This is a genomic window from Dyadobacter sp. HNCC25DJ186, from assembly GCF_056895235.1.
In genome coordinates, this window is record NZ_JBXHAS010000005.1 from 127036 (window position 1) to 149915 (window position 22880).

The following is a 22880-nucleotide window of genomic DNA, read 5'->3' on the forward strand; positions in this document are numbered from 1 at the left end:
CGTTCGTAAATTAGCAACAGGTATAATTGCTAAAACATATCCCATCATGTTACGTCTGGTTCTTATTTTATCATTTTTTTCTGTACTTATATCCCGGGCAATTTCTGCTCCGAAAAATATAAAACCTGAGAAAATGAATGTCTATTTTTTAAGCGGCCTCGGTGCAGATAAAAGGGTTTTCAGCAAACTAAAACTGGACGATCGTTTCAATGTCCACTATATTGACTGGATTCCGCCTAAGAAAAAAGAACCGCTTCATGACTATGCTTTGCGGTTAACAGCGCAAATGGATACGACAAAACCTTTTCAACTTGTCGGGCTTTCCTTTGGAGGAATCGTTGCATCAGAGCTTTCAGAAATTGTTCATACCGAACAAACTATAATCATATCAAGTACCCCGACCAACATCCCAATTTCAAAATTTAACCGTGGACTTATCAAATTCCTTCTAGCAAGTCCGTTCGCAGCACCTCTGCTAAAATCGACCAATTCTTTTACGTATAAGTATTTTGGCGCAGATACACCAGAACTTAAAACACTACTTAAACAAATTCTTCACGATACGGACAGCAAGTTTTTAAAATGGGCTCTGACGCGTATGACCGATTGGAATCATCCGGATAAAGTTGAAAATCTGTATCATATCCACGGATCTGCCGACCGGCTGATACCGCTAAAAATCGTAAAACCTGATACTGTCATTGATAGCGGTGGACATTTAATGGTCTATGCGCAACATGAGAAAATTTCGAAGATTCTGAATGAACAGTTGGCTAAAAAGCTGAAATAGCAGGTTATCTCAAATGAATTGCTTCAATCCATTATTTTAATTTGGATACAACCCTTCATATCAATAGCTTTGTTGCTTATTAAGACTAATTATACTTTACGGTATATTAGCTGAACCGGAATTAATAAAACGATGTAAGTGACTCAACACTAAAGTTACTCAGGACTTAGAACTAATTCCTGATATGGATTGAAGTTGACGATCTATCAAAAAAATTACAATGAAAAAAGTCATACACTTTCTCCACCTATGGCTAGGGCTAGGTTCGGGGCTGATCGTTTTTATTCTTGCTGTAACGGGCTGTATTTATGCCTTTCAGGAAGAAATACAAAATGCGACACAATCTTATCGGTATGTTGAGCCGCAGCAAAAACCGTTTCTGCCTCCTTCCCAATTCAAAGCGATCGCTGAGAAAGCGTTACCCAACAAAAAAATTCATAGTGTAGAGTATGCTGATGCCAAGTCGGCGGCCGTCATCACGTATTTCAGTTTTGCACCCGATGAATATTATTACCTGGCCTACGCCAATCCTTATACCGGGGAAGTCCTGAAAGTCAAAAATATGGATAGCGATTTTTTCCGTTTTATCCTGATGGGACATTATTATTTATGGCTCCCTCCTACCATCGGTCAGCCAATTGCGGCTTCCGCAACGCTGATTTTTGCATTTATGCTGCTCTCCGGCCTGGTACTCTGGTGGCCGAAAAATAAAGCTGCTTTGAAGCAGCGGTTTTCTGTCAAATGGGATGCGAGGTGGAGACGAAAAAATTATGACCTTCATAATGTGCTTGGATTTTATACCATTCCGGTTGCGCTGATCCTGGCCACCACCGGGCTGATCATGGGTTTTCAATGGTTTTCAAAAAGTGTTTATTGGGCAGCTTCAGGAGGGGAAACAATGACTCCGTTTTATGAAGTTGAATCGGTAGGAAAGCCAGGAGCAGCAAAAAATACTCCTGTTTTGGACATTCTTTGGAGAAAAACCGTTGCTGAAAACCCCCAGGCGGAAACGATAGAAATGCATTACCCGGAATCGCCAAAATCAACAATTGCGGCCGTGACCAACCCTGTTGCGGGAACATATTGGCAATGTGACTATATATATTATGACCAGTACACGATGAAACAACTTCCGGTAACCCATAATTTCGGACGTTATCACGATAAGCTTACGCTGGCAAATAAGATCATGCGGATGAATTATGACATTCACGTAGGTGCTATTATTGGTTTGCCTGGGAAAATACTGGCTTTTATCATCTCCTTTATTATAGCCAGTTTGCCTGTAACAGGATTTATGATCTGGTGGGGAAGAACAAAAAAGAGTAAGAAAACACTGGTAAAAAAAGAAGTTACAAGAGAATTAGTTAAAAGTTAAGCGCATCGTTTTGCGTTTGAATCATATTTTAGCATGCTGCTTAGAACAAATAGTGAGAATCCGGACTTCGCAAAATTGACCGGGGAACTGGATATTGAACTGTGCCGAATTTATAATACAAAGCCGGAAGATTATGAAGAATACAATCGGATAACCAATCTTCCGACAGTAGTACTGGCTTATGAAAATAATCGGGTAGTAGGCTGCGGCTGTTTTAAAATTGTTGACAAAAAAACAATTGAGATTAAGCGCATGTTTATTCAGGAAAATTACAGAAAAACGGGGATTGCATCGCGGATTTTGGCAGAATTGGAAACCTGGGCAATAGAACTCGGATATTCAGGAGCCGTTCTGGAAACAGGAAAAGGCCAGCCTCAGGCCATCAAATTTTACCAGAAATATGGTTACCAGATCACCGATAACTATAACCAATTTGATAATCTGGAAATCAGTGTTTGTTTGAAAAAAGAGCTTTAAACAAAAAATGCGCGACATCGTCAGACATCACGCATCTAAGAAAAGTTATTTCCCCTAAGTCAAGCCGACAAATTGGTTGATACTCACCTTCGCTTTCAGCTCATGAAGTAAGCTGAATAAGCCAAAGAACGTACGGTTGATATAGATAAAATGTTTAGAACCGCGGTTCACATTCATTTTCCTCAGATTCTTATCATTTGCATATTTCTCGCCCAACTCAACAAGTCTTGCAAAGAAAACTTCGTCTGCAAAATCAAACTCTTCAACCTGGAAAGGCTCTGTAAACAAAGTCAGGATTTCGTGAAAAAGATTACTGAAATAAACCGTTTCTTCGGGCGTGTCTTTATCTGTAAGAATTTCCAGCTCAAATAATTTGTTTCTGAAAATCACCGGATCATTCATATTCTCCTTTTCCGCCAACTCAAAATAAGGCGTATAAAATTCCTCCGGAATTTCTTTCATACAACCGAAATCGATTGCAATCAGATTTGTATCCTTGTCGACCAGGAAATTACCGGGATGCGGATCCGCGTGTACCTTCCGGAGCTGATGAACCTGGAACATATAAAAATCCCAAAGCGCCTGTCCGATTTTATCCGAAGCTTCCTGCGAAGGATTTGTTTTCACAAATTCAGAAAGATGAATTCCTGTCATCCAATCCATCGTGATCACTCTTTCAGAAGAAAATTCAGGATAGTATGCCGGAAAACGAAGGTTTGGAATATGCGCACAGGCTTCTGCGATTTCTTTGCTTTGTGCAATTTCCAGAATATAATTAGTCTCCTCAGTAAGCTTTGTTTCAACTTCTTTAAAATATTTATCCGAATCCTTGCTCTGAATATTGAACATCTTCATCGCAATTGGTTTTACCAAAGCCAGATCAGAAGTTATACTTTCAGCTACGCCCGGATATTGAATTTTAACCGCCAGTTCTTTTCCATTGGCAGTTGCCTTGTGTACCTGACCAATACTTGCTGCGTTGATCGCATTCGGATTGAAGGTATCGAATAAGTCAAGCGGCGATTTACCAAAATATTTCCTGAACGTTTTGATAACCAAGGGAGCTGATAATGGAGGCACGGAGAACTGGGACAAAGAGAATTTTTCCACATAAGCCTGCGGCATAAAACTCTTCTCCATACTTAGCATTTGCGCAAGTTTCAATGCGCTGCCTTTCAGGTTCTTTAATCCGTCATAAATATCCTCTGCGTTATTCGTATTCAGATTATCCCGTGCAGATTCAGGATTGGTTATTTTTTCACCATAATATTTTAAATAATTACCCCCGATTTTCACGCCGGTCGAAATCAGTTTGGATGCACGCTGAATCTTCGAAGTAGGTATGCTGTCTATTGTTTCCATTAACTACCTCAATTTTTCTTTAATTAAAAATTTACCAAAATCGAGCACACTTTCAAGTGGCGTCGTATCAATCAGGTCAAAAGTAGCGCGGATTGATTTTTCGATGAAAAGATCTGTTTTCTCAAAAGCAACAGACTCATCATCCAGCCAAAATTTCAGTGTGACCAAAAGCTGAATCCAGGCACCCTCTTCAAGGCTGCTTTGCTGAACTTTCTGAATTCGTTCACTTTTTATTTTCAAATAACCCTGACTGATCTCCGCAATAAACTGCTTAAAATGCGACCTGAATTCTTTCAGCTTAATCAAGCCGTCAAGTTTACTGCGATCCCCTTTTAATGCAAATACAACATAACTTCTGTTTGCAGTAAGAATCTCAAAAAATGTGTAATAATAAGTCAACAATTTATCCTTAAATCCAAGTACTTCAATATCAGCACTTTTATTGATAAGCTCCACAGTCAACCTGTGAAAACTTACAAAAACAGATTTTTCAATTGCCTCAATTGATGAGAAAAAAGCATAAAACTCCTTTTCAACAATGCCGTTCCTTTTACAGAACAAATAAACAGACTTAGGATTTTCGTTATGTTCCAGACAGTAATGAATATACATTTCTGTAATGCTGGCGGCTGTAACCTCTTTAATCTTTGTTGCCATATTTTTTTGAATTAATACATCTACACGATGATTTCCATTAAATTTAAACGAAAGAAAGCAAATTATTCTTATTCTTTGATCTTTAAGAGGGCGACAATCCTGCATTAAATTCTGCGAAGATTATCCATTTAAAATACAATTATTACTTAAATATTTTACTTCAACAGCCTTCAAACCATCCGTATGCGTTTTAAAGATTTGGCAAGAATAATTTTGACATGCTGCCTATATGCTAACACCATTGGCTTAATTTTCATTACAGAATGGGTCCAAAAAGTTTTCATAAATTGGCAGCAGGCAATTCTGCTGGGACTGGTCATAATTGTAATAGAATGTTTCCTCTTCGCCAGACTTTTAAAACCATTTTCAGCAGCGTTTTCTTATGATAAGTTATTCACTTTCCGTAAATTATTATCAGCAACGCTGATGGCATTTACCGTCTGGATTTTATTGCAACTCTGGACGCATCGTACATTTGGCTCGGAGATTGATTTCCCTGACAGATCAAAAGTTTTAAAGTATGGATTGGTCTTTATTTTCAATTCATTTCCAAATGCCCTTATCGAAGAATTTATTTTCAGGTTTTTGCCTGCCAGGTATGCTGAAAATAAAGGATTGTCAAGACAGCAACTCATCGGACTTGGCATCGCCGTTTCAATCATTTTCAGTCTTTCCCATGTATCTGTTTACTTACTCCGGGATCATACCGAATGGTCAAACCTGACTGCCAATTTGCTGAGCGCATTCTTTTATGGAATGGTCTATTTTTTTATTTATATACTCACAGGGAATATTTTTTTCACTGCATTTATTCATGCTTTTGGCAATAATCACCTGTTACTGATCAATACACCCGGCTTCGAAGCCTTCTATTTTTACACATTTATTTTTGTTACCCTTGTCTGGTATGCCGGAGCTACATTTAGAAAAAGTTATCAATAACTTACCAAACATTTGTGAGGATGATCTTCCCGATATGATCACTGCTTTCCATCAATTCATGCGCTTTTGCTGCTTCTGATAACGGAAAAGTTTTAAAAATTACAGGCCTAAACTTGCCCGATTCCATAAGTGGCCAGACGTTTTCTAAGATCTCATTGGTTAACCCGGCTTTAAAATTCGCATCCCGGTTGCGCAGCGTGCTCCCCGTGACAGTAAGCCGGTTTTTCATTATCAGCCCAAAATCCACCTCATCAATAGGTTGGTCTTCGACCTGTTTTACCTTACTTCCTTTCATTGTGTTGATAAAAACCAGACGGCCGTCCGCTTTGAGCAACCGGATATTTTTCGGAATATAATCACCACCGATCATATCCAGAATCACATCGACTCTCTCAGCTTTCAGGACTTCTTCGAAATTTTGCTTTTTATAATTAATACATAAATCCGCACCCAAGTCGACACAAGCCCGACATTTATCGTCTGAGCCAGCCGTTGTGAAAACCCTGGCACCAAATCCTTTTGCGAGCTGAATCGCTGTGATGCCAATGCCGCTGCTTCCGCCATGAACAAGGAAATGTTCATCTTTTTTCAACTTACCTCTTTGAAAGACATTGTGCCAAACCGTAAAAACGGTCTCCGGTAATGAAGCCGCTTCAACAAAACTGAAACCTTTTGGAACAGGCAAACAATGGGTCGCATCAACAACGGCATAGTCCGCATATCCTCCGCCCGCCAAAAGTGCACAGACAGCATCGCCCTCCTTCCAATTTAAAACCGCCGATCCACATTGATCAATAACACCGGACACTTCTAAACCCGGAATATCCTGAGGAGCTTCCGGCGGAGGAGGATAATTCCCTTTCCGTTGAAAAACATCAGGACGGTTCACGCCTGCCGCATAAACCTTAATCAGCACTTCATTTTCCTTCAAAACCGGCAAAGGCCGCTCTTCAACAACCAAAACCTCCGGTTTCCCCGGAGCTGTAATAACCACTGCTTTCATTTTTTAACCATCTAAGACATATAAGGTTTCATCTTAGAAATTTTCGTTCCACGAAGGAAATTGATAAGTCTGGACAAACTGATGCTACACAAAACACGTTGAAATTTGGTTATATTTTTATTCCATACCTTTTCTTAGATGAAACCTTATATGTCTGAGGTGGTAATCAGAAAATGTCTTTTCCGAATGGTGCGAAAGACAAGCTCATCAGTTTAAAATGTTGCTTCGCGAAGGGCAGACCGATGATGGTAATGGCTAGTAAAATTCCAAAAATGAGATGTGTCAGTGCGATCCAGATACCTCCTAGAAATATCCAGATAATGTTAAAAACTGTTGACAAACAGCCGCTTTCGCCTGGTACTTCGCGAACCTCACGACCAAACGGCATGAGCGTAAATATGCCGATTTTGAAACATTGGATTCCAAATGGAATCCCGATGATTGTTGCACAAAGAATTAATCCTGCTAGAAAATATTCTACGGCAACTAAAAGACCGCCAAAGATAAGCCAAATGATATTTCCGATCAGATTCATAGGATGCCACAAGATAAGTTAGATAAAAGTTTCTCTTTTTTATTATTTAAACAGCGTATTATTGCAAATTGAATCTCATCCTCCATCATTAGTCGTGAATAAATTTTACAATTCAATAATAAACAAGTTCACACCCTATAGATTACTGATACTACTTTCAGTTCTATTTTTTTTACCCAAAGCACTTATTGAATTTCCTTCTGGCGGAGTTGATCCATCCTGGAAGATAAGTATTAACATGGCCATTCATCAAGGCCTGACTTTCGGAAAAGACTGGGTTTTCACTTACGGACCGTTAGGTTTTTTGAGTACGCGTGTGCCCACCTATATCGGCACCACCCCGTTGATTCTCTACGACATCTTCACTGCATGTGTGCTCATTTATGTTCTCAGGATTGCTTTCAAAGAATTAAATAATACTGTAAAATGGTTTGTGGTGCCTTATTTTATAATGATGAGCACACATAATTCGGAAACGACTTTTCAGTTATTCACCTTTTTTATTTTCCTGGTTTTTCATCATTACAGGACAAAAAATCTGATATCATTGGTGCTTGCAACGGGGATTTCAGTTCTGATTTTTTTCATCAAACTGAATCTTGGAATTGTCACCTCAGTAATACTGTATTGCTATTTGCTTCTGGCCATATTTTCTGACAAAAAATCCTGGATAAAAATGATTCCTTTTTTAGGTTTTCATTTAGTGGCGATTTTTTCCCTGTCGCAAATCCTCCATGTTGATGTCTTCAATTATGTCAAAGGCGCGCTGAGTATTATTAACAACTATAACGATGCGATGTTCAGCGTCGACTTTATCAATTTAACGGCAAGATACGCTTATTTTAATATGGCGATTGCTTCGGTTATAATTATATCACTGGCAATCTTTTTTATCTATTCTCTGCCAACGATATTGAAGAGCCACTCCGACATATTCATTCTTATTGTGATGCTTTTTGCCTGGTATCTGGGGTTCAAACAAGGTTTCACACGTATTGGATTTGCAGGTATGTCGTATCCATTTTTCTATGGAGCACTTTTCGTCGGGATTGCTTATCTGTTCATTGAAAATACCATTTTAAAAAAGCGACTTGGAGATGTTTTTATGGTTTTCCTTTTTGTTTCTCCATTCATAAGCACTGGTCTGGGCTTTTCGTTTAATAAAATTACGATACCCTATCAGGATGTTCTGTTCACCAACCTTTCTTTTCAACAAAAAGTCAGCGATCAGAACAATCGTATGGAATATCATATTGACTCCAAAATTGCGCAATCTTTTAAGGGGAAAACGGTTGATATTGTGCCCTACGAAATCGCTTACACATTTTTTAACGACCTCCATTATAATCCACGTCCGGCAATTCAGTCTTATCAGGCCTATAATAACTATTTGACAAGCCTTAACTACGACAAATATCTTTCACCGACAGCGCCGGATTACGTTTTATACACAACGGCTGGCCCAACGGATGTACAGCGTTATAATTTTTGGAGCGATTCGAAAACGACGCTCGCTATGCTTCAAAATTATGACTATGATACGACAACGATCAGTAAGGATACCCTTCAAATTGTTAAAAAACGGGCAACCAACCTTCAAATCGTAAAATCTGGACGGCAAGATCTGGCATTCAAACTTGGCGAGGAAGTGAAAGTTTCACAACAAGATAAATTGACCTGGATTGAAGTCAAAGTGAAATATTCTCTCTGGGGAAAAATCATGAGAGTGCTCGTGCAGCCTCCGGTTTTGCGTGTGAAGGCTACTTATGAAGACGGGACGACGGAAGTTTTCAAAGCCATTATTTCAGAAATTGAAGCTGGAATGTTCTTAAAAAAGCTACAAACGAACACCGAAGCAGAACATTTTTTCAGGACACGCGGACAAAATCAATCCATTACAAAATTGCAGTTTTTGCAGAACCATGCAGGATTTCAGGAGGACATCACAGCACATCTTTATGACGTATCATTTCAGTAACCGTTCCTGCAAGTACTTAAAATTTACAAATCGCCCTTTTTGATTTCCTGAACTGCAAAATCGACAGCCCGCGCAGTCAAAGCCATATACAAAAGTGACGGACTTTGATTGCCGGTACTCGTCATGCAGGCGCCATCTGTAACAAAAACATTTTTGCAGTGATGCAGCTGATTCCACTCATTCAGCATGGAAGTTTGAGGATCTTTGCCCATGCGGCATCCGCCCATTTCATGGATATCAAGACCGGGAGCTTGTTTGTTATCGTGCTGCGAAATGTTTTTACATCCTGATTTATCAAGCATATCGGTACTTTCTTTCAGAAAATCACGGATCATTTTTTCATCATTGTCATCATACCCAACCGAGGTGACGAGCAACGGAATTCCCCACTGATCTTTTTTATCCTTACTTAAACTGACCTGATTTGTAACTTTTGGTATTGTCTCGCCCTGCATATACATATACACCTTCCATCCGCCCGGCTTGCTCATATTTTCTTTCAGTGTCGGCCCGATTTCCGTTTGCGCAAAATTGTTTCCCCGCGTTCGATACGCGCCCATGAAAGTTGTGAACCCGCCAACATAATCAGTATCTTGTTTATGCAAATTCCGATAATTGGCGAGAATAGGCTCGGTCGGATTTCTTCCAAAGTAATATTTATCTTCAAAACCATCGATATCCGCTGCCACCGATGCCCGATAATTGTGAAAAGCCACGTATTTCCCTAAAACACCGCTGTCATTTCCCAGGCCATTAGGAAAGCGGTTTGATTTTGAGTTGAGTAATATCAAATTGCTGTTCAACGCAGAGGCATTCAGAAAGATAATCCGGGCAGAAAATTCAATAACTTCCTTCGTATTGGCATCAATAATTTTCACCCCACTCGCCTTCCCTGATTTCTCATCATATAGTATCGAATGTACAACAGAATGCGGCCTGACTGTGAGGTTCCCGGTTTTTTCCGCCCAGGGTAAGGTCGAACTTACAGAACTAAAATAACCTCCATAAGGGCAACCACGCATACACAAGTTTCTCGCCTGGCACCCACCCCTGCCCTGTTTCAGATGGATTTCTTTAGGTTTGGTCAAATGTGCCCATCGCGCGTGAACAAGATGTCGATTTTTATAATTTTCCTTGATTTTTTGCTGAACTACCTGCTGTACACAATTCAATTCAAACGGCGGAAGATATTCTCCGTCAGGCATTGATTCAAGTCCATCCTTGTTGCCGCAGACGCCAATAAATTCCTCAACATGCGAATACCAGGGTGCCACATCTTTATAACCGATCGGCCAGCCAATGCCATATCCAAAACGTTCGGGAGCTGTGAATTCAAACTCGCTCCAACGCTGGCAGGCCCTTCCCCAGGTCAGCGATTTTCCACCAACCTGATAACCCCGGATCCAGTCAAACGGCTTTTCCTGCACATAAGGATGATCTTTGTCCTGCACGAAAAAATGTTTCGTATCGTCTCCAAAACCCGCAGCTTTGGTAATCAAAGGATTTTCATTCAGAAATTTTTTAGTCAGATTTCCACGATGTTCGAAATCCCAGGGATTGAGATGGGCTGTTGGATAATCCTTGTTATGTTCTACATTTCTTCCGCGTTCCAACACAAGCGTTTTCATTCCTTTTTCACAGAGCTCTTTCGCCGCCCAGCCTCCGCTTATACCAGAGCCGACTACAATTGCATCGAAAGTGTTTTTATCTTGTGACATACCAGATATCGAAGAAATTATATGGAGAATTAAAAAAGTGAGGATGACCTGCTGAGTTTTGACGCTGCTTCTTCATCCACCAGAACATAAGCATTTGCATGCGACTGGATAATTGTGCCGGGGATTTCATTCGTGACCCGACTTGTTAAAACTTCTGTTAGAATCGCTGATTTTTTCTCCCCTGAAACGATAAGGACAGCTATTTTCGCTTCCATCAAATGCTGTAAACCGAGCGTAATACCTCCCGATAATTCCGTAGATTTTTTGAAATATTTCTGTGCAACTTCAACTGTTATGGGAGCCAGTTCGGTTTGGTGAGCGTATAAATTAAAATCGGTTCCGGGTTCATTTAACCCAATATGCCCATTCATCCCCAGTCCAACCATAATCAGGTCGATAGGGCCGTTTTCCCTGATATACGCGTCCATTTTCCTGCATTCTTCATCCAGATCCTCAGCCATTCCATCAAAGAAAATAATTTGTTCTTCCCGGATATTTAATGGTTTAAAAAAATTGGAATATATAAAATGCTTGCAGCTTCCCTCATCGTTTTCGTTCATTCCGATCCATTCATCCAGGCCTACGAAATGGCAATGGTCAAAATCGACTACCTTTTCATTTCCGTATTTAACCAGATATTCCAGTACTATCAGTGGAGATTCTCCCGAAGGAAAACATAAGATCGAATCAGGCTTTTCTTGAATTTGCGCCACAACGAGATCCGCCGCAGCCCTGGACATTGCATCTTTTGAAGGATAAACTTTCAGTTCCATGAAATCGACTTTACGAAAAAGAATACAAAAATTTGTTGCTATTTATTCTTTATAAAAGTCAATTATATACATTAATTACTTGCGACGTCTTCTTTCCAGTTATTTATTTTCAACTTTCTGAAAAATTCCTCCTCTGCCAACTCCAAAACTTCACCCGGCTTTAAATCACCCAAAACAAGATCTTCAATTGAAACCCGGATCAATCTTTTGCATTTATGTCCAGCAGCGCTCACCATTTTCCTTACCTGATGGTACTTACCTTCTGTCATCGTGATTTTCAACCAGCTATGGGGAATATCTTCGCGCTCCGGAGAACGTTTGATCAAACCAGCTGGTTTCTCAATTATTTCCACCTCACAGGGTGTTGTAACCCAATGAACATTTCCTTTAATCAGAATCGGAATACCCGTTCTCAGCAACATAAGCGTTTCTTCGCTGACCACATTTCTTACATGAACGACGTAGGTTCTGGAATGCGGAACTTCACCCTGAAACAACAGGCGTGTTACTTTTTTATTTGTCGTTAAAATCAACAATCCCTCAGAATGACTATCCAGACGGCCAATTGCATGGGTTCCCTCCGGAAAATCAAATGAAATATCACCTAACAAACCCACATTATCGGGGCTGATAAACTGTGATACCATGTTTGCCGGCTTGTTAAGAATGAAGTAACGATGTTTGGGTTGTATCATGAATTGGTCTAAAACGAAAATAATCTCCATCAGATTAATTTCAAAGATTGTTCATTTTTACCAGAAAACAGAAGATAACTTTCCGACACCTGCCTAACGTTATCAGTACCGGAGGGGATTGCCTTCCATAACATTGCTGAGCGCTAACCTTCCGGTTTACAATAAAATACAATAGCTAATTCGTATACTTGCGACTTGGCTAAATGCAGTTTTCAATTATTCTTTCAGTGCAATGAATTGGGAAAAATTACTCTCGGCGAAACGCTGGGGCAGTGAAGACAAAAACATAGAGGACCAGGCCGAGGCCAGATCAGAATTCCAGCGTGACTACGACCGGTTGATATTTTCTTCTCCATTTCGAAGGCTGCAAAATAAAACGCAGGTTTTCCCTTTGCCAGGAAGTATTTTCGTACATAACCGATTGACACATAGCCTGGAAGTGGCCAGTGTCGGACGTTCTTTGGGGCGTATATTTTATAACCGTTTGAAAAAAGACCGGCCTGATCTGGATGATGAGCTACCGTTGATCAGTGAAATTGGTAATATTGTTGCTGCTGCATGTCTGGCGCATGATCTTGGAAATCCAGCTTTCGGACATTCCGGAGAAGCAGCGATTTCTTATTATTTTACAAATGGGGAAGGACTGACTTATAAAGATAAGGTCACCGGAGCACAGTGGAAAGACCTGACAAATTTTGAAGGAAATGCAAATGCTTTCAGGATATTGACGCATCCTTATGCGGGAAAAGGTTATGGAAGTTTTGCGTTGACCTATTCCACGCTCGCTTCCATTGCAAAATATCCTTGCGAGTCACTGGCCGGGAAGGATAAGACCAAAATTTACCGAAAAAAATATGGCTTTTTTCAATCTGAGCAAGCCGGTTTTGTGAAAATTGCGACCGAACTTGGCCTCAACAAAGTTGAAGGTGAATATTTAATTTATAAACGCCACCCGATCGTATTTTTGGTGGAAGCTGCCGATGATATTTGTTACAATATTATCGATCTCGAAGACGCACATCGTTTGAAAATCCTTTCTTACGATGAGGTCAAAAACCTGCTCTTGCCGCTTTCAAATGATCCAAAAATAGAAGACCGGCTGGATGATATAGACGATGACGATGCGAAAATAAGTCTGCTTCGTGCGAAGGCAATCAATACTTTAATCGGCCAGTGTTCAGAGCTTTTTTATCGGGAACAGGATTCGATTCTGGCCGGAGAATTTAATCATTCCCTGATTGACCAGATCAACGAGCCCTTTCGCACGGTCATGAAAGAAATTGAGGCAATTTCGATAAAGAAAATCTACAATTATTCCTCGGTTGTGCAGATCGAGGTGGCGGGTTATAAGGTAATGGGCGGACTTCTTGAAGAATTTATCCCGGCATATCTGAATAACGAATCACATTATTCAAAAAAACTGGTGGAATTAATCCCAAAACAATTCATTACCAACGCAACGGACGAATACTCAAAAATCCAGACGGTACTGGATTTTGTATCTGGCATGACCGACTTATATGCGGTAGAATTATTCCGAAAAATCAAGGGAATTTCTTTTCCATCCATCAGTTAGAACGGCTAAAAATTTGTACCCAATGGTGATAAATATCCATTCATATTTAATTAAAAACAGGTCGAAAACTTTCGTTACCTTGTATCTCCAATAAGCTTATAAAGCACCCTTACTCAACATGAAAATTGAACAAATGATCTACTCAGGTAGGCACGCTCCCGATTCGTTTACAATTAACCCTCACCTTATTTTTATTTTTGGACATCGGGAAACTATTGAGAACGATAACCTCACAAAGGAGCTCATAAAAAAATTCCCTGACGCTGCTTTCACGGGCTGTTCAACATCTGGTGAGATCATGGGTGAATCCGTCAGCGAAGGGAAAGTTGCACTGACAGCTGTTGAATTTGAAAAGTCCACAATCAAATCTGCAAAAGTTTCATTAACGGATATTGCTTTTAATAGTTTTGAGGCTGGTAGAAAGCTGGTTTCTCAATTTCCCGCCGAAAATTTAAAACATGTTTTTGTCGTTTCCGATGGATTAAAAGTAAACGGAACTGATCTTGTAAAAGGAATAGCCGCGCAGCTGCCAGGCCATGTCACATTCACAGGTGGACTCGCCGGCGACGGGACGCATTTTTCCAGGACAGTTATCATAGAGCCTGACGGAACAGTCGCTACTGAAAGTATAGCTGCTATCGCTTTCTACGGGGAAAAATTAGAAATAGGTTTTGGCTCACGCGGCGGATGGGACAGTTTTGGACTGGACCGGTTGGTTACCAAGTCCAGAGAAAATGTGCTTTTTGAAATTGACGAACAACCTGCACTTGATCTGTACAAATCTTTTTTGGGAGATAAAGCCAAAGACCTCCCCTCTTCCGGTCTTTTGTTTCCATTAAGTATGCGCGACAGTGAGGAACGCCGCCCCGTTGTTCGTACGATTCTGGGAATTAATGAAGAAGAAAAAAGTTTGACTTTCGCAGGTGACATTCCCGAAGGTTCTTTCGTCAGATTGATGAAAGCCAATAACGACAGACTTATAAATGGCGCAGAAGAAGCTGCCGTTGTTGCGCGTAACGGAAAATCGGAATCTCCTGAATTTGCATTGCTAGTGAGCTGCGTTGGCAGAAAACTGGTTTTAAAACAAATCGTTGAAGAAGAAGTAGAGTGCGTGTCGGCAGTACTTGATAAACCTATTATGACCGGTTTTTATTCTTATGGAGAAATTGCACCTTTCAATCAGGATGCAGTTTGCGAGCTTCATAACCAGACCATGACCATTACTACTTTCCGTGAATATTAATTTATGACAGCACTGGAAACAACGGAAACAACATATCACCGTCTTTTAAAACGACAGATCCGAAAATCTCTGTCTGCAGAACTGGCAGAAAACCCGCAAATTCAGGAATTTCTAGCCTCAGTAAATCAGGCATATATGGAATTTCAGGATGATATGTCGCGCGTGGAGCATATTCTTGAACAAAGTTCATCGGAATTATTCAAAGCAAATCGCGAACTGATCAAGATCGCAGACGAAAAAACAGAGGAAGCTGCTTCAATAAACAAGCGACTTGAAGAAGTAGCCAACAGTATTTCAGAAGTGCTTATTCAACTAGATAAGGAAGGAAATATTATATATCTGAATCATGCCTGGGAAAAGGTTACCGGTTTTAAAATTGACGATAGTTTAAATAAAAACTGGAAAGTATTTCACACGAGTACTGACTCGCAAAACACACTCAGCTTTCTATTTACCGGCCAAATAAGATCCATTCAGGAAACCTTTATTTTAAAAACCGGCGATAACAAAAACAAGTGGCTGGAACTGACGATGTCCGCACAACGATCTTTAAAAAATGATATTCTCGGATTTATTGGCACGCTAAGTGACATCACGGCAAGAAAAAAACAAGAAGCTGAGATCAATAGAATGGTGGATTGGTTCAATGTATCCAGCGAGGCTGTTCAGGTTTCAGATGAGCAGGGAAAATTACTATTTATAAATCAGGAAGCTGCCAGGCGTTTAGGCAAATCCCAGGAAGAAGTTATAGGTACGCATATCAGCGGGATTGAGAAAATATTTGAAGACCATGCTCAGTGGCAGGAACACGTTGAAACGCTTAAAGGAATGTCCAAGATGATTATCAACGGCGTTCATAAAAGAGTAGATGGTTCAACGTTTCCTGTGGAAGCAAGTGTCAAATATTATGAGTCAGATGGCCAGGGATACGTCCTGGCATTCATTCAGGATATATCTGAACGCCTGGAAGCTGAAATGAGACTAAAAACTTACATGCGGGATCTGGAAAGGATCAATGCTGAACTTGATCAGTTTGCATACGTTGTAAGCCATGATTTGAAAGCCCCGTTACGTGCGATCAACAACTTATCGGAATGGATTGAAGAAGACATTACTGATCTTCTGGAGGGTGACACAAAAGATCAGTTCCGGTTGTTAAGAGGTCGCGTCCATCGGATGGAAGGTCTGATCAACGGGATTTTGTCCTATTCCAGAGCGGGGCGGATTAAGACCAACAAAGAGAAATTTCTGGTAAAATCCGTAATTGATGATCTTTGTGAAACATTCAGTTCTAAAAACCAGATTGAATTTAAGCTCGAAGGCGATTCCGGTCTTGAACTAATATCTGAGAAAATTACACTGATACAAATTCTCCAGAACCTCATTTCAAACGGGATTAAATACAACGACAAACCGGATATTAAAATCACGATTGGCTGGAAAAACAATAATCACGAACTGGAATTTTTCGTCCGGGATAACGGCCCTGGGATAAGCCAGGAATTCCATGAAAAAATCTTTGTCATTTTCCAGACATTGCAGTCTCGTGATGAATTTGAAAGTACCGGAGTTGGTTTGGCCATTGTTAAAAAGATTTTGGATGAAAAGGGTGCCAGCATATGGATTGATTCTTCGATGGGGATCGGAACCACCTTTTATTTCACCTGGCCTGCTGTTGATAAAACAGAATTTTGAGAAGCTGCTTTACCTAACCACCTGCATTAATAAGTTTCTAACTATAAAAGTTTGTAAAAATGTCCATTCCAAATCCTATTCCTATGACAATACTATTGGTTGAAGATGACGAAGTCGATATCATGAATGTCAAGCGGGCCTTTAAAAAAAATAACATTTCTAATCCGCTTGTTGTTGCCCATAATGGAATCGAAGCACTGGAGCTACTAAGAGCTACTGCAACAGATACGCCGAAACCCAAAATTGTTTTGCTCGATCTGAATATGCCGAAGATGGGAGGAATTGAATTTTTAAAAGAAATCCGCCAGGACCCTGAACTTGCCGCCTTATCTGTTTTCGTGATGACTACTTCGAACGAAGATGGTGATAAAATTGAAGCCTTTAACCTTAACGTGGCGGGTTACATTTTGAAGCCACTTTCCATGGATCGTTTCATTGCAGCCGTTTCTACCTTGAAAAGTTACTGGACACTTTGCGAGTATCCTGAATAAGACCAAAACCCTCTTCTGAAAACATTATGACCTCATTAAAAATTCTTTTGGTAGAGGATGACACAATCGACGCGATGGACTTTCGCCGGGCGATTGGAAAATGTGATGTTGAAATTCTGGAAATAAGAGTTTGTAAATATGCTGAAGAAGCCATAGCCACGCTGGAACACTGGCTTCCGACTTGCATATTCATCGACTATCAACTCCCTAAAACCAATGGTCTGGAGTTGTTAAAAAAGATAAAAAAGATTGCCCCAAAACTACCGGTGATCGTGCTTACCTCACAGGGCGACGAGCGCATTGCAGTAGAAATGATGAAAGCCGGTGCGATGGAATATTTTCCAAAAGCTGAAATAAACCCGGAGAAGCTCACCAAAACTTTTCATACCATGAGCCAGATGCTGGACGTGGAAACGGAAAGAGAAATAGCGCAAAAAGAGCTTGCAGAAAAAGAAGAATTTATTCAAAAAGTCGCCCAGCTTTCTCCAAATATTATTTACGTGATCGATATCGAAAAATGGACGAACATTTTTCAAAACCACCAGATCGGAGAAATATTGGGTTACGAAAATTCTAACAACAGTTCTGGCAGTTTGCTTTCATTCACTGACTTTATTGACTTACAAGATATTGGAACATTTCGAAAACATTATCGCCATATCCGGCACAATCTGAAAGATGGTGAAGTCATCGAAAATGAATTCCGGCTAAGACATAAAAATTGTTCTGATGTCTGGATAATCACCCGCGAAGTACCTTTTAAAAGAAACAAAGCGGGCGAAGTTCAGGAAGTTCTTGGAACTGCGATTGATATCACCAGCAGAAAACTAGCCGAAACAGAACTTATCAAAGCCAAAAAAGAGGCAGAAAAAGCTGCGCGGATTAAGTCTGATTTCTTGTCAACGATGAGCCATGAAATCCGTACGCCAATGAATGCCATTATCGGGTTTACAGATTTATTATTGACCAGCAACTTTTCTGAACAGGATTCGCAGTATTTAAAGACGATCAAATATTCCGCTGATAATCTGATGGTTATCCTGAACGACATTCTGGATATTTCAAAGATTGAAGCTGGAAAATTCAATATTGAAAATTTCGAGTTTGATCTTCGTGAAAAACTCCAGTATCTCTATCAGACATTTGAATATAAAGCGCTGGACAAAGGGCTGAAACTGATATTTGAGATTGATGAAAAAATCCCTCCAATTTTAATCGGTGATGCATACAGGTTAAATCAGATTATGGTTAACCTCATCGGGAATGCGCTCAAATTTACTTCAAACGGATTTGTAAAACTGAGGATTCAAGTTGTTCGCGAATATGAAAATCTGGTGGATCTGAACATTGAGGTTTCAGACTCTGGCATCGGTATTTCCCATGACAAACTGAGCATGATTTTCGACAGCTTTTCCCAGGCCCATAACAATAATGCAGCAAAATATTTTGGTGGAACCGGACTTGGGCTAAGTATCACAAGAAAGATCGCCGAGCTCATGCAAGGTGAAATAACAGCAGAGAGCGAACTGGGAAAAGGAAGTAAATTCAGTGTAAAAATTACATTCAAACAAGGAGAGATTCTCCCAAAAAGAAATTCACAAAACAATGACGTTCCTTTTTCGCTCAAAGGATTCAGTATTATTGTTGCCGAGGATATCTTAGCTAATCAACTCCTGTTAAAACACTTGCTAAACAAATGGGAAGCAGATTTCATTATTTGCAATAACGGACAGGAGGTATTAAGAACTTTGCAGCATCGCAATTTTGATCTGATGCTTATGGATTTACAAATGCCCGAAATGGATGGAATGACCACTACAAAAATTATCCGAAAGTCCTTCCGGCATCTGGACTCAGTTCCGATTGTAGCTTTCACCGCAGATACTTTTGCCCGGACAGCCCAGGATATTCTGGATTGTAATTTCGATGATTTTATAGCAAAACCGTTCAAAATTGATGAACTAACCAATGTAATTCGAAAGCAATTAAGGCTCTGAAATTTACCTCATTTAGTAATGATCTTTCCATTAAAACTAGAATTTATTGTATTGATCGTTACCGCTTTTCTCCCGTCAATCCATAATAATTAGATTTGTACTGATGCTAAATTAGCTCCATGGTATCTCTCCATCCATTACGATTGTTACCTTTGGGTAAAATTATTCATCATGACAAAAGTAAAGCTTACTGTAAATAACAACGGATCTCTGAAAGTTGACGGAGATTTTGAAATCGTAGATGCGCAGGGAAATGTGTATGGACTGGAAGGAAGGACCGTGGTTTCGATCTGCCGCTGCGGTATGTCAGCCAACAAACCTTTCTGTGACGGTTCTCACAAAGGGCATTTTGAGCATAATGCAGTTGCATTTAATTTGCCTCCGAAAAAAGTTTAGGATAGAAGAAATTCTATTTAAAATCCACTGATTTTCATCGATCAGTGGATTTTTTATTGCTATATGTTTTCACAAAATTAAATCCGCAGCCATCCCCCCAACGTATGTAAACATATATCGAAATCAAAATTAACGGATCTGTGAGTTCTCAAGCGCGTGTTAGCATCATCATCATATTAATATTATTCGGAGCCTTTTTGTTAACACTTTCAGGTTGTACTTTTTTGGGAAACAAAGCGCATAAGAATATAATCTATGCAAAAGCAACCGGCAAAATTCCGGATCAGCAGCTTAATATTTTCGAACCCAATAAACCAAAAACACCAAAAGATGTTCTGATATTTATCCATGGCGGAAACTGGAATTCGGGTAAAAAGTCTCAGTATAGTTTGATAGGCCGAAATTGGACTAAAAAAGACATTGTTTACGTTGTTATCGATTACCCGTTAAGTCCATCCGCGACTTATAAAGAAATGGCTGCATATTCAGCGAAATCCGTGAAATGGGTGCACGAAAATATTCAGCACTATGGTGGGAACCCTGAGCGGATTTTTATCTCCGGCCATTCGGCTGGCGGGCATTTAGCCGCACTTATTTCTATCGATGACCAGTATTTTCAAAAGCTTGGAATGGCTAATCCGATCAAGGGATTGATTTTAATCGATGCAGCAGGTCTGGATATGAATGGTTATCTATTAGAAAAGTTTTCAAACGACAACACCTATCTTAAAACTTTTACACCCGACCAGAAAAACTGGAAAGAGGCTTCGCCGCTTTATCGTTTGCATAAAAGGATCCCGCCGATGATGATTCTCAGGGGTGAAAAAACCTATCCATCCATCTCTTCCAGTAATGAGAAGTTCATTACAGCTTTACGAGAATATGCACCGGAAACGCCTTACGAAATCTTGAAAGGCAAAAAACATATTCCGATGATCACGCAGTTTTTTAATCCATGGAACAAACGATACAATCAAATTCATGAGTTTATGAAAAGTGTTGATAACAAAGAAAATGTTGTCAAGAACTAGAAAAATTCCCTACCCGTTATTTATAAAAAATTTCTGTCGAAGTTCGTTTCAGTATCAAATATTTGTTATCTTTGTGATACTAATAGTATCATCAACAAACGTTAGAACATCGATATGTCGGAAAGACTTCATAAGAAGCTGGAAATTCTTGCTGATGCGGCCAAGTACGACGTATCGTGTTCATCAAGCGGAAGTAAGCGCAAGAATCATAATAAGGGATTAGGAGAAGCAACGGGTAGCGGAATTTGCCATACCTACACAGAAGATGGCCGTTGTGTATCTCTTTTAAAGATCCTGCTGACCAACCACTGCATTTTCGATTGTGCTTATTGTGTCACCCGAAAAAGCAATGATATCAAAAGAGCCGCATTTACGGTTCAGGAAGTGGTTGATCTGACCATGAATTTTTACCGCAGAAATTATATTGAAGGGCTGTTTCTCAGTTCCGGCATTTTTAAAAATGCTGATTACACCATGGAAAGGCTGGTTTCTGTGGCAAAAAAACTTCGCACGGAAAATAAATTTAACGGTTATATCCACCTTAAAACAATTCCCGGTGCTAGTGACGAATTGATGCACGAGGCTGGTTTATGGGCCGATCGGCTTAGTGTTAATATCGAAATTCCTACGGAAAGCGGATTGAAATTATTGGCTCCGGATAAGAACATCAAGGACATGATAGAGCCGATGACTTATCTGAAAAAGGAAATCATCAGGACTAAGGAAGAATCAAAAATTTTTAAATCTGCACCGCTTTTCGCACCTGCCGGACAAAGCACACAAATGATCATCGGCGCCAGTGGTGAGTCAGATAAAGACATCATGCACACGGCAAATAAATTCTATAAAGGATTTAATTTGAAACGTGTTTATTATTCCGGTTATGTGCCGATCAGTAACGACAACCGGCTTCCGGAACTAGGAAGTGCAGTACCTGTTTTAAGAGAGAATCGTTTGTATCAAACCGATTGGCTTATGCGGTTTTATGGATTTCATGTGCAAGAATTATTGAACGATCAGTTCCCGAATCTTGATCCTGAAATTGACCCAAAACTTAGCTGGGCGTTGAGAAACATGGCTTTTTTTCCAGTTGATGTAAACACGGCTGATTTGCAGCTTATACTTCGTGTGCCTGGAATTGGTGTACAATCTGCCCAAAAAATTATTGGAGCCCGCAAGTTTAATAAGTTGGGTTGGGATCATCTCAAAAAAATCGGGATTGCAATTAACCGGGCGAAGTATTTTATAACCTGTAATAGTCCGATTTCCGATCGGAAGGATTATACGGAAGCCAAGATCCGGCAGTTTATCCTCAACGAATCCCGAAGCAAATTCCTTACCCATGGAGGCCAGCAGTATAACCTTTTCGGATAAACCTGTCAACGTCTCCTACGACGGAACCTGGTATGGACTACTGACTGCTGTTTTTGAAGCTTATTCAAAAAAGTGGAAAGTTTCCGGTTTTTCAACGATTGACCGTGAAAGTCAGGCCGATTTTTTTGCTGAAAAAGTCGTTGTCGTTACGGATGAAATCAAAGCACAAAGAGTTTGGCTGGGATTAAAAAAGAAAGTTCCGAAGGAAAATTGCATTCAGTTGTACCGTTGTTATTTATCAGAAATTCCGGGAATGGAATTTTCCATTTTTTCTTGTATCAAATTTTATTTTTCAGGGTTTGATTCGCCACACCTGGCCTATGGAAATGCTGATGTTCTGAAGATAAGCCAGACTTCAAAAATGGTATATAGGGAAAAACACAGAATGGAGGCATTTGTAAGATTTCAGCGCACGGCTGATGATTTATATTATGCCGGAATTGAACCCGATTTTAATGTAATTCCTTTATTAAGCCAGCATTTCGCTGAACGTTATGCTGACCAGAATTGGCTGATTTACGATATCAAACGGAAATACGGAATTTATTATGATCAGGATAAAGTGGAAGAAATCACTTTGAATTTTTCAAATGAAGCAGGAGAGAAAACGGCTGTAAAAGATGTCTTTCATGATTCTGAAACTTTATATCAGGAGTTATGGAAGAATTATTTTAAAAATGTGAATATTCCTTCGAGACGGAATATCAAGTTGCATGTCCAGCATGTGCCTAAACGGTATTGGAAGCATTTAATTGAGAAGAAATGATTA

General features: G+C 39.9%; 21 protein-coding genes. 14 read left to right on the top strand and 7 right to left on the bottom strand.

The features are described from left to right. Window positions 1–46: 46 nt before the first annotated feature. The 3 genes from AC1XUO_RS16515 to AC1XUO_RS16525 all read left to right on the top strand — a co-directional run bounded on the left by AC1XUO_RS16515 (window position 47) and on the right by AC1XUO_RS16525 (window position 2645). Window positions 47–790, top strand: a complete 744-nt coding sequence (locus AC1XUO_RS16515) for an alpha/beta fold hydrolase (protein WP_483330874.1) — start codon at window positions 47–49, stop codon at window positions 788–790. A 220-nt stretch (window positions 791–1010) separates the two neighbouring features. Then, entirely contained in the window at window positions 1011–2168 is a 1158-nt protein-coding gene (locus tag AC1XUO_RS16520) for a PepSY-associated TM helix domain-containing protein (RefSeq protein ID WP_483330875.1), read from the top strand. Between the two features lie 33 nt (window positions 2169–2201). Beyond that, complete coding sequence (locus AC1XUO_RS16525) at window positions 2202–2645, top strand: GNAT family N-acetyltransferase (protein WP_483330876.1); 444 nt, start codon at window positions 2202–2204, stop codon at window positions 2643–2645. Window positions 2646–2699: 54 nt separating this feature from the next. Here the strand turns inward: AC1XUO_RS16525 and AC1XUO_RS16530 are convergent, their stop codons facing one another. Next, on the bottom strand, window positions 2700–4007 hold the full coding sequence (locus AC1XUO_RS16530) for an ABC1 kinase family protein (protein ID WP_483330877.1): 1308 nt from the start codon (window positions 4005–4007) through the stop codon (window positions 2700–2702). 3 nt (window positions 4008–4010) lie between these two features. Then, entirely contained in the window at window positions 4011–4664 is a 654-nt protein-coding gene (locus AC1XUO_RS16535; protein WP_483330878.1) for a TetR family transcriptional regulator C-terminal domain-containing protein, read from the bottom strand. 183 nt (window positions 4665–4847) lie between these two features. Here AC1XUO_RS16535 and AC1XUO_RS16540 point away from each other — a divergent pair, with 183 nt between their 5' ends. Then, complete coding sequence (locus tag AC1XUO_RS16540; RefSeq protein WP_483330879.1) at window positions 4848–5606, top strand: CPBP family intramembrane glutamic endopeptidase; 759 nt, start codon at window positions 4848–4850, stop codon at window positions 5604–5606. A gap of 1 nt (window position 5607) precedes the next feature. On the opposite strand, the gene AC1XUO_RS16545 is transcribed toward AC1XUO_RS16540, so the two are convergent. Both AC1XUO_RS16545 and AC1XUO_RS16550 read right to left on the bottom strand, forming a co-directional pair. After that, complete coding sequence (locus tag AC1XUO_RS16545; protein WP_483330880.1) at window positions 5608–6609, bottom strand: NAD(P)H-quinone oxidoreductase; 1002 nt, start codon at window positions 6607–6609, stop codon at window positions 5608–5610. Window positions 6610–6775: 166 nt separating this feature from the next. Next, on the bottom strand, window positions 6776–7144 hold the full coding sequence (locus AC1XUO_RS16550) for a YccF domain-containing protein (RefSeq protein WP_483330881.1): 369 nt from the start codon (window positions 7142–7144) through the stop codon (window positions 6776–6778). 238 nt (window positions 7145–7382) lie between these two features. Between AC1XUO_RS16550 and AC1XUO_RS16555 the strand changes: the two genes are divergently transcribed. Further along, the gene (locus AC1XUO_RS16555; protein ID WP_483330882.1) at window positions 7383–9122 is read left to right on the top strand and encodes a hypothetical protein; all 1740 of its coding nucleotides are present in this window, start codon (window positions 7383–7385) and stop codon (window positions 9120–9122) included. Window positions 9123–9145: 23 nt separating this feature from the next. Here the strand turns inward: AC1XUO_RS16555 and AC1XUO_RS16560 are convergent, their stop codons facing one another. The 3 genes from AC1XUO_RS16560 to AC1XUO_RS16570 form a co-directional block, all read right to left on the bottom strand. After that, complete coding sequence (locus AC1XUO_RS16560) at window positions 9146–10840, bottom strand: GMC oxidoreductase (RefSeq protein WP_483330883.1); 1695 nt, start codon at window positions 10838–10840, stop codon at window positions 9146–9148. Between the two features lie 29 nt (window positions 10841–10869). Next, a complete protein-coding gene (locus AC1XUO_RS16565; protein ID WP_483330884.1) occupies window positions 10870–11613 on the bottom strand; it encodes a 6-phosphogluconolactonase in 744 nt (247 codons plus the stop codon). 71 nt (window positions 11614–11684) lie between these two features. Beyond that, window positions 11685–12338, bottom strand: a complete 654-nt coding sequence (locus AC1XUO_RS16570) for a pseudouridine synthase (RefSeq protein WP_483330885.1) — start codon at window positions 12336–12338, stop codon at window positions 11685–11687. A gap of 202 nt (window positions 12339–12540) precedes the next feature. On the opposite strand from AC1XUO_RS16570, the gene AC1XUO_RS16575 reads away from it, so the two are divergent. From AC1XUO_RS16575 to AC1XUO_RS16615, 9 genes are all read left to right on the top strand, one after another. Then, window positions 12541–13884 carry a deoxyguanosinetriphosphate triphosphohydrolase gene (locus AC1XUO_RS16575; protein WP_483330886.1) on the top strand — a complete coding sequence of 448 codons (1344 nt, stop codon included), beginning with the start codon at window positions 12541–12543 and terminating at the stop codon, window positions 13882–13884. A gap of 118 nt (window positions 13885–14002) precedes the next feature. Next, window positions 14003–15127, top strand: coding sequence for an FIST signal transduction protein (locus AC1XUO_RS16580; RefSeq protein WP_483330887.1), 1125 nt, complete (start codon window positions 14003–14005; stop codon window positions 15125–15127). A 3-nt stretch (window positions 15128–15130) separates the two neighbouring features. Beyond that, the gene (locus tag AC1XUO_RS16585) at window positions 15131–16822 is read left to right on the top strand and encodes a PAS domain-containing sensor histidine kinase (protein WP_483330888.1); all 1692 of its coding nucleotides are present in this window, start codon (window positions 15131–15133) and stop codon (window positions 16820–16822) included. An 83-nt stretch (window positions 16823–16905) separates the two neighbouring features. Then, window positions 16906–17313, top strand: coding sequence for a response regulator (locus AC1XUO_RS16590; protein WP_483330889.1), 408 nt, complete (start codon window positions 16906–16908; stop codon window positions 17311–17313). A gap of 26 nt (window positions 17314–17339) precedes the next feature. After that, window positions 17340–19310 carry a response regulator gene (locus tag AC1XUO_RS16595; protein ID WP_483330890.1) on the top strand — a complete coding sequence of 657 codons (1971 nt, stop codon included), beginning with the start codon at window positions 17340–17342 and terminating at the stop codon, window positions 19308–19310. A gap of 171 nt (window positions 19311–19481) precedes the next feature. Continuing rightward, window positions 19482–19706: a CDGSH iron-sulfur domain-containing protein gene (locus AC1XUO_RS16600; RefSeq protein ID WP_234647321.1), complete on the top strand. Its 225-nt coding sequence runs from the start codon at window positions 19482–19484 to the stop codon at window positions 19704–19706. 140 nt (window positions 19707–19846) lie between these two features. Then, entirely contained in the window at window positions 19847–20737 is an 891-nt protein-coding gene (locus AC1XUO_RS16605; RefSeq protein ID WP_483330891.1) for an alpha/beta hydrolase, read from the top strand. 114 nt (window positions 20738–20851) lie between these two features. Then, a complete protein-coding gene (locus AC1XUO_RS16610) occupies window positions 20852–22111 on the top strand; it encodes a putative DNA modification/repair radical SAM protein (protein WP_483330892.1) in 1260 nt (419 codons plus the stop codon). Next, window positions 22080–22877 carry a TIGR03915 family putative DNA repair protein gene (locus AC1XUO_RS16615; RefSeq protein ID WP_483330893.1) on the top strand — a complete coding sequence of 266 codons (798 nt, stop codon included), beginning with the start codon at window positions 22080–22082 and terminating at the stop codon, window positions 22875–22877. The genes AC1XUO_RS16610 and AC1XUO_RS16615 overlap by 32 nt, the downstream gene beginning before the upstream one ends. The last annotated feature ends 3 nt before the right edge of the window (window positions 22878–22880 follow it).

Bases quoted from the DNA above. Each gene is read 5' to 3' on its own strand.
- AC1XUO_RS16515 (WP_483330874.1), top strand. From the start codon at position 47: ATGTTACGTCTGGTTCTTATTTTATCATTTTTTTCTGTACTTATATCC.
- AC1XUO_RS16520 (WP_483330875.1), top strand. From the start codon at position 1,011: ATGAAAAAAGTCATACACTTTCTCCACCTATGGCTAGGGCTAGGTTCG.
- AC1XUO_RS16525 (WP_483330876.1), top strand. From the start codon at position 2,202: ATGCTGCTTAGAACAAATAGTGAGAATCCGGACTTCGCAAAATTGACC.
- AC1XUO_RS16530 (WP_483330877.1), bottom strand. From the start codon at position 4,007: ATGGAAACAATAGACAGCATACCTACTTCGAAGATTCAGCGTGCATCC.
- AC1XUO_RS16535 (WP_483330878.1), bottom strand. From the start codon at position 4,664: ATGGCAACAAAGATTAAAGAGGTTACAGCCGCCAGCATTACAGAAATG.
- AC1XUO_RS16540 (WP_483330879.1), top strand. From the start codon at position 4,848: ATGCGTTTTAAAGATTTGGCAAGAATAATTTTGACATGCTGCCTATAT.
- AC1XUO_RS16545 (WP_483330880.1), bottom strand. From the start codon at position 6,609: ATGAAAGCAGTGGTTATTACAGCTCCGGGGAAACCGGAGGTTTTGGTT.
- AC1XUO_RS16550 (WP_483330881.1), bottom strand. From the start codon at position 7,144: ATGAATCTGATCGGAAATATCATTTGGCTTATCTTTGGCGGTCTTTTA.
- AC1XUO_RS16555 (WP_483330882.1), top strand. From the start codon at position 7,383: ATGGCCATTCATCAAGGCCTGACTTTCGGAAAAGACTGGGTTTTCACT.
- AC1XUO_RS16560 (WP_483330883.1), bottom strand. From the start codon at position 10,840: ATGTCACAAGATAAAAACACTTTCGATGCAATTGTAGTCGGCTCTGGT.
- AC1XUO_RS16565 (WP_483330884.1), bottom strand. From the start codon at position 11,613: ATGGAACTGAAAGTTTATCCTTCAAAAGATGCAATGTCCAGGGCTGCG.
- AC1XUO_RS16570 (WP_483330885.1), bottom strand. From the start codon at position 12,338: ATGGAGATTATTTTCGTTTTAGACCAATTCATGATACAACCCAAACAT.
- AC1XUO_RS16575 (WP_483330886.1), top strand. From the start codon at position 12,541: ATGAATTGGGAAAAATTACTCTCGGCGAAACGCTGGGGCAGTGAAGAC.
- AC1XUO_RS16580 (WP_483330887.1), top strand. From the start codon at position 14,003: ATGAAAATTGAACAAATGATCTACTCAGGTAGGCACGCTCCCGATTCG.
- AC1XUO_RS16585 (WP_483330888.1), top strand. From the start codon at position 15,131: ATGACAGCACTGGAAACAACGGAAACAACATATCACCGTCTTTTAAAA.
- AC1XUO_RS16590 (WP_483330889.1), top strand. From the start codon at position 16,906: ATGACAATACTATTGGTTGAAGATGACGAAGTCGATATCATGAATGTC.
- AC1XUO_RS16595 (WP_483330890.1), top strand. From the start codon at position 17,340: ATGACCTCATTAAAAATTCTTTTGGTAGAGGATGACACAATCGACGCG.
- AC1XUO_RS16600 (WP_234647321.1), top strand. From the start codon at position 19,482: ATGACAAAAGTAAAGCTTACTGTAAATAACAACGGATCTCTGAAAGTT.
- AC1XUO_RS16610 (WP_483330892.1), top strand. From the start codon at position 20,852: ATGTCGGAAAGACTTCATAAGAAGCTGGAAATTCTTGCTGATGCGGCC.
- AC1XUO_RS16615 (WP_483330893.1), top strand. From the start codon at position 22,080: ATGGAGGCCAGCAGTATAACCTTTTCGGATAAACCTGTCAACGTCTCC.